Genomic DNA, 14,773 nt, shown 5'->3' with positions numbered 1-14,773 from the left:
CGGTGGCGCGCCAGTGCAGCCAGCTGAGCCATTCAGTTACAGATCGGTTGAACTATCCAGTCAGCTACCCGGTTCACCGCCCCATCACTTGTACTCTCAAATTGCCTGCCGTCTCGTTGTTTCAACTTATTGTTTCAACTCACTATTTCAACTCACTATTTCAACTTACCATTTCAACTTACCATTTCAACTACGTATTCGCCGTCCCTTTGTTCAGCGCCCGGCCGATCCAGTAGTCGCCGCTGACGTAGCGGCCGCCGCCGGAAAACAGCAACATCAGACACATAATGAAGTAGGTGATCGCAAATTCGATGCCACTATTGAGCACCACGATATTGCCGCTGGAGGTGAGCCAGTCGTAGTTGCCGTGTTCGCGCAGGATGCTCTTGGCCCGATCGAGCTTCTCCGCCGACTCCATCACCCGTTCATTGGCAAAGGGCGCGCCGGGATCGGCGATCGCCTGCCAGCCATAGTCCCAGTGCACAGTTGCCGCGGCGACCAGCATGGTAAACATCAACGGCACCGCCAGCCAGCGCACAGCCACCCCCAACAGCAGCGCGACGGCGCCAAGGATTTCTGTCCAGGTGGCGAGAAACGCCAGTACCAGGGGCATGGGTAGACCCAGACCCCAGTCGGGATTGCCGAACCATTCGACAGTGCTGTCGAAGTTTTCCCATTTCTTGGTGCCCGCCATCCAGAATACCGGCACCAAGAACAGTCTCAGTGCCAGGGGACCCAACCCCTCGAAATGGCGCAGCCCGGCTACAGCAGAATTATAGTGTTTCGTTAGCGTTGTTATTGAGGAATTCAAGACCCTGCCTCCCTGATGGTAAAAGTTGCTATTCGGACAATGGTCGCCAAAACTTGGTTCCCCGGCCCTGTTATTCTTTATCGAGACTAGCTTATTCGCTTTTCAGCGCCCACACCAACCGCAGCGCCCCGTCAGGACAGGCGCAACGGCTGGCACTGCGCACCCCAGTGACCGGGAGGGCCTTCAAAGACGCCCGCAATCCGGGTACCGCAACCACAGCACAAGCCGGCACTGTCGATCTGCCACCGGCCGAGCTGATACCGGTCCCGTTCGATCACCCGCAGACCGCAGCCGGGACAATAAGTACTGCCGCCCTCGGCATCGCGGACGTTGCCGGTGTAGACATAATTCAGGCCGTTACCCATGGCGATGCGGCGGGCCCGCTTCAGGCTGGCCGCCGGAGTGCGGGTCTTGTCCTGCATTTTCCAGTCCGGGTGAAAAGCCGTAAAGTGCAACGGCACGTCTGTGCCCAAATGCTCGCGCAGCCAGGCGGTCATAGCGTCGAGTTCCGCATCGCTGTCGTTTTCGCCGGGGATCAACAGCGTCGTCACTTCCAGCCACACCGAAGTCTCATCCTTTATATAGCATAGGGTATCGAGCACCGCCTGCAGATGGCCGCCGCAAATCTGTTTGTAAAAACGTTCGGAAAACGCTTTGAGGTCGATATTGGCCGCATCCATATGGTGGAAAAAACGCTGCCGCGGCGCCGCACTGATATAACCCGCGCTGACGGCCACCGATTTCACACCCAACTCGGCACAAGCCTGGGCGGTATCGACGGCGTACTCGAGAAAAATCACCGGGTCGTTGTAGGTGAATGCCACGCTGCGGCAACCGGTGCGCCGCGCTTCGCCGGCCAGTGTCGCCGGCATGGCCACGGCGGCGAGGGTATCCATCTCCCGCGACTTGCTCATATCCCAGTTCTGACAGAACTTGCAGGCCAGATTACAGCCGGCAGTGCCAAAGGAGAGCACCGGGGTGCCGGGTAAAAAATGGTTGAGCGGCTTTTTCTCAATCGGATCGATGCAAAAACCACTCGAGCGGCCATAGCTGTAAAGCACGACGGTGTCGCCTTCGCGACCGCGCACGTAACACAGCCCGCGCTGTCCTTCGCGCAGCTTGCAAAACCGGGGACACAGATCGCACTGCAGGCGACCGTCCTCAAGACGGTGCCAATAGTCGGTGGGAACACTGGCGGGTGCCGGCATGGTTTCACTCCCACTATACTCTTGAATGACAAACCTATACTATTTGACTCTATCCAGTTTGACCATGATCAGGTTTGAGTGCGATCCGGCTTAAGCATGCCCGGCACCTTGCAGCTTTGGTTGCAACGCCGGCAACCGGTAAGCCGGAAGAGTTCGCCCCCTATCGGTACCAGGTGAATGCCATGACCGTTCGACAACCTGCAGTAGCCGGCAGCTTCTACCCCGAAGACCCCCGGCAACTGGCCGGCGACGTCAGGAAACTGTTGAGCAAAGCGCCACTGGCGGCGCTGCGTCCAAAGGCACTGATTGCACCCCATGCGGGCTTTGTCTACTCCGGGCCTATTGCTGCCACCGCCTATAAATGTCTGGAACCTGTGGCCGCCGGAATAGATCGCGTCATACTTCTCGGCCCCGCCCATCGGGTGGCGCTGCAGGGTGTGGCGTTACCCGGCTGCGGCTATTTCAAAACCCCGCTCGGCGATGTCGCGCTGGACCCCGCCGCAATTGCCGCACTGGCCGACTTCGACCAAGTCAGCTGCGACCCCGGGGCCCACCGGTATGAACACAGCCTTGAAGTACAGCTGCCGTTTTTACAGATAGTGCTCGGCGACTTTCAACTGGTCCCGCTGGTCGTCGGTCACTGCCCGCCGCCGGCAGTCGCAGAGGTACTGGAGCGCCTTTGGGGCGGCGACGAAACCCTTATCGTGGTAAGTTCAGACCTCAGCCACTACCACCCCTACGCCACTGCACAGCAACTGGACCGGACCACCACGGCCATGATCGAAGCCCTGTCAGACCAGTTGCAAAGCGAGCAGGCCTGTGGCTGCATGCCGCTGAATGGGCTGTTATACCTGGCGAAACATCATCACCTGCAACTTTCCACCCTGGACCTGCGCAACTCCGGCGATACCGCCGGCAGCCGCGAGCAGGTCGTAGGCTACGGTGCCTATGCCCTACACTGAGCTGACCCGGATACACCTTACCCAAGTACAACAGGACGCGCTGCTGTCACTGGCGCGCCGCTCGATCGAACACGGCAGCCGGCACCAGCAGCCGCTGACGGTCAATCTCAATCTCTACGAGTCCCCTTTGCAGCAGGTCGGCTGCTGCTTCGTCTCACTGCACAAGCTCGGCCAGTTGCGCGGTTGTATCGGTGCGCTGTCGCCCTACCAGCCACTGGCCAAGGACGTCGCCGAACACGCCTACGCAGCCGCTTTCAGGGATCACCGCTTCAACCCGGTAAGCGCGGAGGAAATACCGCTGCTGACCATCGAAATATCGGTGTTGACACCCCAGGCCGAAATAAAATGTGACAGCGAAACAGCGTTGCTGCAACAACTCCAGGAGGGGGTCGACGGGGTGACGCTGGAGGATAAGCACTACCGCTCGACGTTTTTGCCGGCGGTGTGGGAAAAGCTCCCGGACAAGGCGGAGTTTCTGCAACAGCTCAAGCAAAAAGCCGGCATGCCGACAGACTACTGGTCTAATTCGATGAAGGTGTTTCGCTATCGCACACTGAGTTTTGCCGATGCGAAATAACGGCGATCACAAAACCGATCACAAAACCGATCACAAAATAGAGTTAAACAAATCCAGCTGTGCCGTCACCTGATCATCACGCAAATCGACAAACCGCACTCCGAGGCCCAGCAGCCGCACGGGGCGGTCGCCACGGGCGAAGGCCTCTTCGCACAATTCCCGGTAGTCGTGCAGGCGCGCCGAAGTGCCCACCCGCTCCAGGGTCGTGGTGGTGAAGTCGTTGAATTTTAGCTTCACAAAGGCTTTCACGACGCGGTAATCACTGTCGACACGGTTCAGACGCCCTTTGAGTTCCAAAAACAGCTCCGGCAGCTTTTCCAGGCATTGGGGCAAACCCGGCAGGTCTTCGGCATAGGTGTTTTCAACACTGAGGGACTTGCGCCGACGACTGGGTTTTACCTGCCGCTCGTCCTGCCCGCGACACAATTCGTAGAGGCGCACCCCAAAAGCGCCGAAGCGCTCGGTCAGCTCGAAAATGCTGAACTGCCGCAAGTCCCCACAGGTGTCGACCCCCATACGTTTCAGCTTTTGCGCCGTGACCTTGCCGACGCCGAAAATCCGGTCGACCGGTAGTTTGACGACAAACTGGTCCACCTCGCCAGGGGTAATTACGGTGAGGCCGTCGGGCTTATGCCAGTCACTGGCAATCTTGGCCAGAAATTTGTTGGGCGCCACCCCCGCCGATACCGTAATCTGCAACTGCTCACAGACACGCCGGCGAATTTCCTGCGCCATCAGGGTCGCGCTGCCCCGACACCTTTGACTTTCACTGACATCGAGAAACGCCTCATCGAGCGACAGCGGTTCCACCAAATCGGTGTAGTCAAAAAAAATCTCGCGGATTTCCCTGGAGGCCTGCCGGTATTTTTCCATATTGCCGGGCACGATCAGCAAATCGGGGCACAGCCGCTTGGCGTGGGCAGACGCCATGGCCGAACGCACGCCAAATTCACGGGCCTCGTAGTTACAGGTCGAAATCACCCCGCGCCGGTCCGAGGCACCGCCCACAGCCAACGGCCGGCCGCGCAGATTGGGGTCGTCGCGCATTTCTATGGCAGCATAGAAACAATCGGCATCACAGTGGATGATCTTCCGCACCTGAGCTCCGTAAACCGGCTCAAAGACGTCAGTATATCCGGCCCGAGACCTGGGGTCACAGACCGCAGCGGACCCGGCGTCACAGCCGCGGGCGCGCTATAATACGACGCCATTCACTTCAACACCCGGAGAAACTTTATGGGCATTGGCTCCTGGACCCCGGACACAGCCAGCAGCGACAACACTATTAGCGTGGATAGGGCACGCCTGCAGCAGTTTATCGACCTGAGCCGCAGGGATGCCTGGGATCAGTTGCAACAGTTGTTTCCCGGAGACAGCCTGCAACAACAAAGCCGGCTTATGCGGCTGGGAAAACAGCGCTGGTTCGCGATTGCCGACGACTTCGACAGCGATGCCATCGTGCACCTGGTGCGATTTTTTACGGTCGCCGAAATGCAACTGCCCGGCTGGGAGGCGGGTGCGGAGTCACCGGTGGTGTGGCTGGTCAAGGTGCTGCGCCGGCGTAAGAACCCGCCCGCGCGCGAGCTGCTGGTCTGGATCAAGGCCAACAGCACCAATAAATTTCTGCCCAACGGCGCCCTGGTTTAGGGCCCTCACGACTCGCCCTGGCCGCCGCGCCGTGTTACCCCCCAGTGCGGTTAATCCCCAGTGCGGTTGGAATCGGCGTTACCGTGCCGGCTGTGTTGCTCCAGATAGGGCAGCGCCGACTCGAGTCGCGGCGGCAACCGGTAATTGTCTGCGCTTGCGCTGTAACGCACTTCGCCCTGTGCATCGAGTGCAATCAGACCCGGCCACAGCCCATGGCGACAACGCCGCAGTAACCACAACCCGAAAGGCCCGCCGGCGGGAAGAATCAGCCCGGTAGTCCGACTCGCCGGTTCGTCGCGCAGTTGCAAAACCGTGGTTTCAACGCCGGCACTGCGCCGGGCGACGGGGCCCGGCGAGTCAGGTACGAGACAAATAACGGCGGCCCCGCACGCCCGTAACACCGGCATAGTGGTGGCGAGGTTGCGCAGCTCGACCGCACTGAACGGACACGCGCCACTTCTCAGCACCAGCACCAGACAAGGGCGCCCGCGCCATTCATCCAGCCGCCTGGGTGCACCCTGCGCGTCGTAAAGGTTCAGTTGCCGCAGCTGATCGGCGCCGGCCGGGGGCCTGCGACGCGCGCCGAGAGAAGTTGCCCAATAGGTTTGCAATAACAGCCCCAGCACCCCGATAAAGGCAAACAGCAACAGCCAACCGCGCTCACTGTCGCCGACCAGTACCACAGCGAGCCCCGTTAAAGCCAGCGCCGACACCACACTTTCACGCTCATCTGCACCGCTTTCAACGGCAAGATAACGCCGCCACAGCGTCGCCACCACACCCGGCAACACCGTCAGCAGCACTCCTGACCACAACCAATTGCCCTGTTTGATAAACAGTATCGACGCACACACCGACATCACCAGCGCATAAACCGTATGGATAAAATCGTAAATCGATTTGGCTAGTTGCATAATATTTGTAAAAAAGACTGCAAGTCGTCTTAAAAAACTTGAATTTTCACGACAAATTCGTACCTTATACACGCTTTATTTTTTCAAGCAAGTTTCTAGAAACTTTTAAGATAAACAAAATAAGGAAGGAAGCTCATTATGGCTGGCCGAAAAACGAAAATTGTCGACCCCGTTGTTCAGCTCGAAAACGAACTGACCAAATTGAAGGCGCAGCTTGAAAAAGCCCGCGCCAAACAAGAGGCAGACGTTTCCAAGGCACTGACAAAACTCACTCAAACCGCGACCAAGGACGCCGCCAAAGTAAAAACGGCGACAGCCAAACTGGCCGCAGCCCGTAAAAAGAAGAAGTCACCGGCAACCACCAAACAGGTGGCCGACGCCCGTGCTGCTCTGGCCACCGCCAAAGCCAGCGCCCAGGCCAGCAAGCAGGAGGCCGCCGCCGTCAAGCAGCAACTGGCTGATATGAAGGCTGCCAACAAACGTGTTGCCGCCGTCAGCAAAGCCGTTGCCAAGCAGGAAGCCGTTCTCAAGAAGCAGCAGCAGGCTGCCGAGAAAAAGGCTGCTGCCAAGGCCAAGGTCGCCGCCAAGAAAGCCGCTGCCAAGGCCAAGGTCGCCGCCAAGAAAGCCGCCGCCAAAGCCAAAGCTGCCGAGAAGAAGCAGGCCGCCAAAGTCAAAGCCGCCGCCAAGAAAGCCGCCGCCAAAGCCAAGGCCGCCGCCAAGAAAGCGGCCGCCAAAGCCAAAGCCGCCGCCAAAAAGCAGGCCGCCAAAGCCAAGGCCGCCGCCAGGAAGCAGGCCGCTAAAGCCAAGGTTGCCGCCAAAAAGACTGCCGCCAAGGCGAAAAAGCCGGCGGCCAGGAAAGCGACCGCCAAAAAAGCGGTAACCCGCAAGCCGGCTGCCAAGAAGAAGGCCACGGCTAAAAAGACCACTGCCAAAAAAGCCACCGCCCGCAAGCCTGCCGCCAAAAAGGCCGGCGCCAAGGCAAAGGCCAAGCGCGGCCCGGCAAAAAAAGCCGCCTGATCCCGCTGCAGGTGCAACCGGCGGGCGCCCCTTGCGAGGCGCCCGCCGGCGCCATGTCCGGGAACGACTGTGACCGCAGCTTTTATATAAAAAAGCAGCTCTGTAAAAAGGCGCCTCTATAAAAGGGCAGCCCCGCAAAAGAGCCCCGCAAAAGGACAGTCAGCGCCTGGGGGTTATTTTCACCTGGTATTCAAACGCCGGAATCAATTCTCCCTGACGGCGCATACGTTGCTGCTCTTCCTCCGTCTCCTCGATCCGCACAAAGCTGCACAGGGCCCGGTAGCGCAAACGCTGTTTTTGAATATTCTGGGCATCGAAATCCACCGTAAACACATCCTGTAGCGGCACCGATTGATCCGGTTGCGGCATGGTATCGGTCAGCCAGACCAACGCCAACATACGTTTGGTACGCTGATCCAGCTCGCGGCGGCAGATTTCCCAGTATTGTTCATGCCGCAGAGCCTCGAGCTGTGCCGGCGTGTGTTGCTGGCGCCGCTGCCGCGGGGGCGTCAAGTCCCGATAGGTCAGGCCGTCAATCACTACGGTGTAACTAATGCGCTCGCTGTCGCGGCAGGTAATACGGTAAACCGGGTGGTCCGGGCGGCTGCGCTCCCGATGCAACTGCCCCTGCAAGACAGATTCGCAGCGCTCGGTCTGTGCGGCGGTTCTGGCCGCCTTGCGCAGCTTGGGGAAATAGTGCTCGTAGCTCTTCGGCAGCCAGAGACGACTGTCGTCGATAGCAGGCGCCGCGCTGGCGGCCGCGCTCACCCAGAGCGCCAAAACCCACTGGCAGCGACGGTGGCGGCACGCCCTATAAGGAGGCGTGCAGGGTTTTTGCCAACTCACTGAAAACATAGCCATGGAGCACCAACAGATTATCGTCGTCATCTTCGGTAAATTCGATGCCATACACTGCGGGAAGGTTTTCCGCGTATTCGCGAGTGCTGCGCTCGATGCGGGAACGAATCACCGCTTTCAGGCACAGGCGGCGTTCGAGCCTGCCGATAGACACGGCGGCGGCGAGCGTCAGCCCGTCTCCGATATCGCCGATCGGCTCTATCATCTCGACCCGCGCCCCCGATAAACTGATATCGGCCACCATGCCCTGCATACCCATATCGTTGAGACTGGTGCTATTCACAACGTCGACCGGGAGTTGCACATCGACTCGGGTGGCGCCGCGAATCGGCTTGAAATTCATGGCTTTGGGGTAAGAGAGGCATAACATGGGCACAGGCACGGTAGCGGCGTTTTCGATGGCGCAGGCAAATAGACTGATCCCGTTGGCCACCATCATGCGCGCTACCATTTTCTGTCCACTGCGCAGCCGCGTACCGGTCGCCAGTCGCGGTTGGGTAACCAGCACCCACTGCCCCGGCAGACAGCCGAGCAACCGACAGCTCAAGCGCTGGGGTTGACCGCCGGCGGACCGGGTTTCCAACTGCACCGGATAGCCGTAGGGCAAGCGCAAGTCTTCGAAGTTCATCTAAACAGTGTTGCTTATAATTATCACATCGGCAAATGGGGGATAACCACCGGCGCATCGGGATACCGGGTTGGAGGGGAGGTTCCGCTCCCCGTCAGGAGGAGCGGGACAAGGGTATGCGCTGCTGCACGCTGTCGCGCAGCCGCAGCACATGGGGGCGACAAAGCGTCGCAATACGACTCGGCAGGACCAGGCAGACGGGTGTAATCACCAGTGTCAGCACCGTGGAGAACGCCAGACCGTAAACGATGGCGCTGGCCAGGGGCACCCAGAAAGAGGCAATCACACCACCGACCACCACGTCGCGAGCCATTAAATCCACACTGACATTGGTCGCAATCGGCAACAGACCGAGGATGGTGGTCACGGTCGTCAAAAATACCGGCCGCAGCCGCTGGGCACTGGCCATGATAACCGCCTCGGCAGCGGACATTTCCCGGTGCAGCCTGCGCACATGATTGTAGGTATCGATCAACACAATGTTATTGTTGACCACGATACCCGCGAGGGCCACGATGCCCACACCGGTGAGGATGGTGCTGAAGGTCGACTGGGTAATCAGCAACCCCAACATCACACCGGCGGTGGACATGATCACGGACGATAAGATCAGCACGCCCTGATAGAAGCTGTTGAACTGAGTCACCAGCAGCACGAACATCAGAAACAGTGCCAGCGAGAAGGCCACGCTCAAAAATGCCTGGGATTCCGCCTGCTCCTCATTGGAACCGCGAAACACCACACTCACTTGCGGGTCGACAGGGTTTTCGTCGAGCCAGGCCTGAATTTCCTTGACCTTGTCGTCGGCCAGCACCCCCTCCTCGACGTCGGCGCTCACTTTCATGACCTGCACACCGTCAATGCGCTCGACCTTGTCCACTTTCGGCCGCGGATTGCGGCTGACAAAGCTGGAGATAGGCACCGGTCCGCCGGCGGTGTTGACACGCAAACTGTCCAGGGCGCTGATACCGCGCTCGCGGGTCGGGTAACGCACGCGAATTTCCACTTCGTCGTCGGCATCATCCGGGCGGTATTCGCCGACTTTAACGCCGTTGGTCAGCAACTGCACGGCGCGTCCCACCTCGACGACATTGGCGCCCATCTGCGCCGCCCGCGAGCGGTCCACGGTCATTTCCCACTCGATACCGGGCAGCGGCGAAGAATCGGTGACATCGCGCAGACCGTCAACGTTGGCCGCCAGGTGATCGCGCAGGAAGCGGGTTACTTCCAACAATTTATCCGGGTGGTTGGACTCCAACTGCAATTGCACCGGCTTGCCGACCGGCGGTCCGCTCTCAAACGTGCGCGCCTCCACGAAGATGCCCGGCATATCGGCGGTACGCTGTCGTATCTCTTCAAATACCGCGTGGGTGGAGCGGGGTAAATTTTCCGGATCGTCCAGCTCCACCAGGATGGTGCCGATCTGGTCTTTGGTAGACCCGCGGTTGCCGCCCTGGGCACCACCGCTGCTGCCGCTGGCGGTATAGGTGACATTCACCCCCGGGGTCTGCAGCACCCGGTTTTCCACCTCCCGCACGATGCGCCGCGACTCCTCTACCGACAGGTTGCCCTGCGCACGCACCGCTGCATAGCCGTATTTCTCTTCCGTCTCAGTAAAAAACTCCACCCCCACGTTGTATTTACCGTAGAGGGTAAAAATGGAAAACAGCGTCGCCAGTGTGAACAGCAACATCACTCCGGGGCGCTGCAAGACGAAACGCAGCGCGCGGGCGTAGGTACCGGTAACCCCAGGCATATCCACTGCCGCAGAGGTTTCCAGGTGTTTTAGCTGCCGTTGCGTCTCGGTGTCGAGTTTCGCGCGACCGAGTTTAGAACCGATCGCCGGTGCGAACAGCAGGGCGTAGAGCAGCGAACCGATCAACACGGCAAATACCGTCACCGGCAGGAACCGCATGAACTCTCCCGGCACCCCGGGCCAGAACAACAGCGGCAGAAATGCAGCCAGTGTCGTGGCGGTGGAGGCGACCACCGGCCAAAACATGCGTTTGACGGCAATTTGATAAGCGGCGCGACTGCTCATGCCCTCCGCCATTTTCCGGTCGGCAAACTCCGTGATAACAATGGCGCCATCGATCAGCATACCCAGCGCCAGCAGCATCCCGAACATCACCATGAAGTTGAAGGAGAAGCCGACGAAGTAGACCACGATGGTGGCAAACAGCAGCGAGAAGGGAATACCGAATCCCACCAGCAAACCGGAGCGAAAACCCAGCGCCGCCACCACGATAATCATCACCAGCGCCATGGCGGTGACGATATTGCCCTCCATCTCGCTCACCATGTTTTGGGAGAAAGCGGAGCTGTCCAGCACATAGCCTACGTCCAAACCCTGGGGAAACTCGTCCCGTGCGGCCTCGACCACTGCGCGCACAGCCTCGGACAACTGAATCTGATTGGCGCCGGTGCGCTTTTCGACTTCGATGGTGATCGCCGGCTCACCGTTGACACTGGTATGGCGGGTGGGGTCTTTGAAAGTGCGGCGGATATCGGCCACTTCACCCAGGGTGATGACACCGTCAGTGGTGGACTTGACCGGCAGACCATAGACGTCGGCCCGGGTTTCGATCAAACCCGGCACCTTGACGGCGAAACGCCCCTCTCCCGTATCCAACTCGCCGGCGGGCACCAGCAGGTTGTTACCCAATACCGCCGTCACCAGTTCATCGCTGGTGATGTTGTAGTGCTCCAACTGGGCCGGGTCAATCAGCGCTTCGACCACCTCCTCCCGGTGTCCGACCATATTGGCAGCCAACACCGAGGGAATCGCTTCAATGCGGCGCTTTAGTGTCTGTGCGGTCTGAAATCGCACCCGCTCCTGCACTTCGGCGCCGGCCAGGGTGACGACAATGGCGGGAAAATCCTGGGCGGAGATTTCCTCCACCACCGGTTCTTCAGCATCTTCGGGAAATTCCGCTTTGGCGCGGTCCACGGCTTCGCGCACATCCACCAGCGCCTGGTCGATGTCGAAGCCGGAGTCGAATTCCACCACCATGTAGACTGTCGATTCCCGCGCCGTGGCGGTGATCTCGTCGATACCCTCGATGGAACGCAGTTCAGTCTCCAGCGGTCGCACCAACAGGCGCGCGCCATCTTCCGGCGAGGCGCCGTCATAGTAAACCTGAACGACGACAATCGGCACGGAGACCTGGGGAAAACTCTCGATGGTCATATTGCCGCGCACGTACATGCCGGCAAACACGATCAGCATCAACACGCAAAAGGTACTGCGAAATCGGCTGACCGCCGAATCTAAAAATCTCATAACTGGCGAAACCTCAGTCTGTCGCTACTGGCGCGGCCCCGTAACCCGGCATAAGCGCCGCGACCCCGGACGCAAACCCCGGTAGCGGCAGCCCTCAGGTTGCGGCAACCGCTTCAACTGCCGGGCACTACCCCGGGGCAATCTGAGACGGTAGTCACGGTGATGAAAGTGCCCGGAATGATTGAATCCAGAGTGCCGGTATCGACGCTATCAGTTTGGCGCACCGGTGAGTTGCGTGGCCGCCACCCCCGGCTGGTTTTCGAAGCTCACCACCACTTCTTCACCGCTGCTGACGTATTCCTGCCCGACGGTAATCAACAGGGCATTGTCGGGCAGACCGGCGACCCACACTCCCTGCGGGTGATCGCCGACAATATCGACGGTGACGAACTGAACCCGGTGCTCGCCATCGAGAATCCTCAGCCCCACTTTCCCTTCGTCATCCAATGACAGCAGCGCTGAGGGCACCCGGTGGGCCGCTATCTCACCGGCTTTGACACCCAGTTGCGCCGTAATGCCGCTGCGCAATTGCTGTCCGGGGTTGGGCACCGCCACTTCGACTCTGAAGGTGCGGGTAACCGGATCGGAGCTGTGCTCGACAAAACGAATAGTGCCCTCCACCTGCTCACCGGTCAGCAGCGAGGCGCTGGCCTGGCCACCTTCGGGCAGCAGGCCGACTTCGGTTTCCGAAACCCGTCCGGTAATGACCAGGGGATCGAGGTCCAGCACGGTCGCACACACATCACCGCGCTCCATAAAGTCGCCGATCTCAACCGGCCGCTTGTCCACGACACCGGCAAAAGGCGCGCGAATTTTTACATTGTTCAAATCCAATTGGCGGCGCTTGAGCTCGGCCTTTGCCGTCTCGAGTTCGGCCTTTGCACCGGCGATGGCGGTGCGCGATTGGTAGCCGCCACTTTTAAGTCGCAGCGCCCCGTCATAATCCAGTTGCGTTTTAGCGACCAGTGACTCGGCTTCGGCCAGGCGCAGCGCCCGGTCTTCGGCTGCCAGCTCACAAATTATGTCACCGGCTTCTACCTGGCCACCTTTCGCCACCGGCAAGCCGATAATGCGACCGCTCACCTCAGCGCGCACATCGACATCGCGATTGGCCTCGGTGCGGGCGCGAATGGCGACGGTTACCGGGTAAGTCTGGGCGCTGACATACCGGGCCTTCACCTTCGTCAGAGGCACAACCTCCTTGCTCGCATCGACAACCTGTGTAGAATCTTCACCAGCGAACACACCGGACAGCAGCCACAGGGAGATCGCGCCTGCAATCAGCAACGCAATGCGGTAATTGTTTTTCGCCCAGATGTTTTGAATCAGTTGCATAGGACAGCGCTTAGGAAATCCTCGGAGCCCGTTATAATGAAAGCCGGCCCGGGGGTCTGCAAGATAATAAATGTAAAGAACCGGCTATATTAACGGTTATCAGGAAAAATAGCAGCTTTTACCATGATTTTCATTCTCACAAGTCCGGAATGAAAATCATAATTCCGGGGCAACCGGCGCAATGCGTAATGAGGGTTACGGACTATGACATGGATCACACTTATTCTGTTAATCGTTATCGCCTGGCTGGTCAGCCGCTTTGTATTCGTCGTCGATGCCTACCGGCGCGACCTGGCGGACCTGCGCGCGCAGCTGCGCGATTGCCAGCGCCCGGCAAATCCGGCCGCGACAACCCCGGCGTCCGCAACCGACACGGTCACACCGAACGTTTCAACGGCTCCCGTCAAACTGAATTCCGCCAGTAAAAACCAATTGCAACGACTGCCGAAAGTGGGAGCGGTGACGGCACAGCGGATTATCGACGCCAGACCGTTCAATGACGTTGACGACCTGGCTGAGGTAAAGGGCATCCACGGCGACTTATTCACAACACTCAAACCGCTGGTCACGCTTTAGGCAATGACTAAACCTCCGGCAACCGCCGGATTACCGGTAGCAGCTCAGTACCGGAAGTCATTACACCCCAAACGACGGTTACACATCGGGCGGCAACTGCGAGCCGGGCCGTTGTCACAGGGCACGGCATGGTAAAACGCCGGAAAACGGACCGGAAAACGGACAGTTGAACCTGGCTGCTAAATTTCCCAGGCTGTTGAACAGCTTTATTTGGCCGCCACAGCGACCGCAGGCTGCGTGCTCACCGGCGGCAGGGCAAACCCGCCAAACTCACGATTCCAGGCAACCAACAGCCTGGTCAGCGACAGCGCCTGGTCGTGGAGCGCCTGCAGCTCTTCGAATGTGTCCCGGGTGCCGGTAAACAAGCGCACCCGGCGGTGATCTCCCGAGAGGCTGTGCTGCGGGTATTTCATACGATAAACCTCGAGTTTCCAGCGCAGGCTGTGCACCATGTTGCGGTAGTAAGCGAGCTTGGTATACAGACTGACGACACGCGTATCTGCCAGCTCGCCAAACACAGTGAAGTCAGTGCCGAACGCCAACACCTGTTTACAAGCCGGGTCTGCCACCAGCGTTGCGGTGCGTCCCAGTCCCCCGAGCATGGCCAGATCACCGAACACCTCTCCCGGTGTAATCTGGTTTATCGCCACCAGGCTGGCGGCACCATCCCCGGCGTACACAGCCAGTTGCCCTTTCAACAGGAAATAGAGCCAGGCGTCGCGCTCGCCCCTGTTCAGCACAATTTCGCCGGGCGCGCAGCTAACCAGGCGTGAGTGTTTCAGCAACACTTCAAACTGCCAGGGCTCCTGCGATCTCACTGTTTTGTAAAAGGGGACTGCCGATAAGAGTTTTTCCAGGGTAGCACGGGGAATTTCACTGACAGTTTTTGTTTCCATGCACTACGGCTCTGCTTGTCTATTTTCTGAGGAAATTGTAGAGAAGAAACCCTGACGAATT

At 59.2% G+C, this 14,773-nt stretch carries 14 protein-coding genes; 5 read left to right on the top strand and 9 right to left on the bottom strand.

The features are described 5' to 3' along the window. Positions 1-190 precede the first annotated feature (190 nt). Entirely contained in the window at positions 191-811 is a 621-nt protein-coding gene (locus FKG94_RS10810; RefSeq protein ID WP_142904249.1) for an HvfX family Cu-binding RiPP maturation protein, read from the bottom strand. Positions 812-942: 131 nt separating this feature from the next. Then, on the bottom strand, positions 943-2,019 hold the full coding sequence (amrS, locus tag FKG94_RS10805; protein WP_142904248.1) for an AmmeMemoRadiSam system radical SAM enzyme: 1,077 nt from the start codon (positions 2,017-2,019) through the stop codon (positions 943-945). A 182-nt stretch (positions 2,020-2,201) separates the two neighbouring features. On the opposite strand from amrS, the gene amrB reads away from it, so the two are divergent. Further along, positions 2,202-2,981, top strand: coding sequence for an AmmeMemoRadiSam system protein B (gene amrB / locus FKG94_RS10800; protein ID WP_142904247.1), 780 nt, complete (start codon positions 2,202-2,204; stop codon positions 2,979-2,981). Then, positions 2,968-3,558, top strand: a complete 591-nt coding sequence (gene amrA / locus FKG94_RS10795; protein WP_142904246.1) for an AmmeMemoRadiSam system protein A — start codon at positions 2,968-2,970, stop codon at positions 3,556-3,558. The genes amrB and amrA overlap by 14 nt, the downstream gene beginning before the upstream one ends. A 30-nt stretch (positions 3,559-3,588) precedes the next feature. Here amrA and dinB read toward each other — a convergent pair whose 3' ends face one another. Beyond that, positions 3,589-4,656 (bottom strand): DNA polymerase IV, encoded by a 1,068-nt coding sequence (gene dinB / locus FKG94_RS10790; RefSeq protein WP_142904245.1) that lies wholly within the window; start codon positions 4,654-4,656, stop codon positions 3,589-3,591. A 138-nt stretch (positions 4,657-4,794) separates the two neighbouring features. Here dinB and FKG94_RS10785 point away from each other — a divergent pair, with 138 nt between their 5' ends. Further along, positions 4,795-5,205 (top strand): hypothetical protein, encoded by a 411-nt coding sequence (locus tag FKG94_RS10785; RefSeq protein WP_142904244.1) that lies wholly within the window; start codon positions 4,795-4,797, stop codon positions 5,203-5,205. Positions 5,206-5,255: 50 nt separating this feature from the next. Here the strand turns inward: FKG94_RS10785 and FKG94_RS10780 are convergent, their stop codons facing one another. Beyond that, a complete protein-coding gene (locus FKG94_RS10780) occupies positions 5,256-6,119 on the bottom strand; it encodes a thioredoxin domain-containing protein (RefSeq protein WP_142904243.1) in 864 nt (287 codons plus the stop codon). 138 nt (positions 6,120-6,257) lie between these two features. On the opposite strand from FKG94_RS10780, the gene FKG94_RS10775 reads away from it, so the two are divergent. Then, positions 6,258-7,136, top strand: a complete 879-nt coding sequence (locus FKG94_RS10775; RefSeq protein ID WP_142904242.1) for a hypothetical protein — start codon at positions 6,258-6,260, stop codon at positions 7,134-7,136. Between the two features lie 159 nt (positions 7,137-7,295). Here FKG94_RS10775 and FKG94_RS10770 read toward each other — a convergent pair whose 3' ends face one another. From FKG94_RS10770 to FKG94_RS10755, 4 genes are all read right to left on the bottom strand, one after another. Continuing rightward, a complete protein-coding gene (locus FKG94_RS10770) occupies positions 7,296-7,904 on the bottom strand; it encodes a hypothetical protein (RefSeq protein WP_142904241.1) in 609 nt (202 codons plus the stop codon). A gap of 43 nt (positions 7,905-7,947) precedes the next feature. Continuing rightward, positions 7,948-8,622: a flagellar brake protein gene (locus tag FKG94_RS10765; protein ID WP_142904240.1), complete on the bottom strand. Its 675-nt coding sequence runs from the start codon at positions 8,620-8,622 to the stop codon at positions 7,948-7,950. Between the two features lie 94 nt (positions 8,623-8,716). Then, positions 8,717-11,905, bottom strand: a complete 3,189-nt coding sequence (locus FKG94_RS10760; protein ID WP_142904239.1) for an efflux RND transporter permease subunit — start codon at positions 11,903-11,905, stop codon at positions 8,717-8,719. 210 nt (positions 11,906-12,115) lie between these two features. Further along, complete coding sequence (locus FKG94_RS10755; protein WP_142904238.1) at positions 12,116-13,240, bottom strand: efflux RND transporter periplasmic adaptor subunit; 1,125 nt, start codon at positions 13,238-13,240, stop codon at positions 12,116-12,118. A gap of 204 nt (positions 13,241-13,444) precedes the next feature. On the opposite strand from FKG94_RS10755, the gene FKG94_RS10750 reads away from it, so the two are divergent. After that, entirely contained in the window at positions 13,445-13,816 is a 372-nt protein-coding gene (locus FKG94_RS10750; protein ID WP_142904237.1) for a ComEA family DNA-binding protein, read from the top strand. 206 nt (positions 13,817-14,022) lie between these two features. On the opposite strand, the gene FKG94_RS10745 is transcribed toward FKG94_RS10750, so the two are convergent. Continuing rightward, positions 14,023-14,712: a cyclic nucleotide-binding domain-containing protein gene (locus tag FKG94_RS10745; protein WP_142904236.1), complete on the bottom strand. Its 690-nt coding sequence runs from the start codon at positions 14,710-14,712 to the stop codon at positions 14,023-14,025. Positions 14,713-14,773: the final 61 nt, after the last annotated feature.

Origin of the sequence: Exilibacterium tricleocarpae (genome assembly GCF_007004655.1) — a bacterium.
GTDB classification, from domain to species: Bacteria; Pseudomonadota; Gammaproteobacteria; order Pseudomonadales; family Cellvibrionaceae; genus Exilibacterium; species Exilibacterium tricleocarpae.
This window is presented reverse-complemented; position numbering and strand designations above follow the sequence as displayed.

Coding starts and splice junctions, on each gene's coding strand:
- amrS (WP_142904248.1), bottom strand. CDS start 2,019: ATGCCGGCACCCGCCAGTGTTCCCACCGACTATTGGCACCGTCTTGAG.
- amrB (WP_142904247.1), top strand. CDS start 2,202: ATGACCGTTCGACAACCTGCAGTAGCCGGCAGCTTCTACCCCGAAGAC.
- amrA (WP_142904246.1), top strand. CDS start 2,968: ATGCCCTACACTGAGCTGACCCGGATACACCTTACCCAAGTACAACAG.
- FKG94_RS10785 (WP_142904244.1), top strand. CDS start 4,795: ATGGGCATTGGCTCCTGGACCCCGGACACAGCCAGCAGCGACAACACT.
- FKG94_RS10780 (WP_142904243.1), bottom strand. CDS start 6,119: ATGCAACTAGCCAAATCGATTTACGATTTTATCCATACGGTTTATGCG.
- FKG94_RS10775 (WP_142904242.1), top strand. CDS start 6,258: ATGGCTGGCCGAAAAACGAAAATTGTCGACCCCGTTGTTCAGCTCGAA.
- FKG94_RS10765 (WP_142904240.1), bottom strand. CDS start 8,622: ATGAACTTCGAAGACTTGCGCTTGCCCTACGGCTATCCGGTGCAGTTG.
- FKG94_RS10760 (WP_142904239.1), bottom strand. CDS start 11,905: ATGAGATTTTTAGATTCGGCGGTCAGCCGATTTCGCAGTACCTTTTGC.
- FKG94_RS10755 (WP_142904238.1), bottom strand. CDS start 13,240: ATGCAACTGATTCAAAACATCTGGGCGAAAAACAATTACCGCATTGCG.
- FKG94_RS10750 (WP_142904237.1), top strand. CDS start 13,445: ATGACATGGATCACACTTATTCTGTTAATCGTTATCGCCTGGCTGGTC.
- FKG94_RS10745 (WP_142904236.1), bottom strand. CDS start 14,712: ATGGAAACAAAAACTGTCAGTGAAATTCCCCGTGCTACCCTGGAAAAA.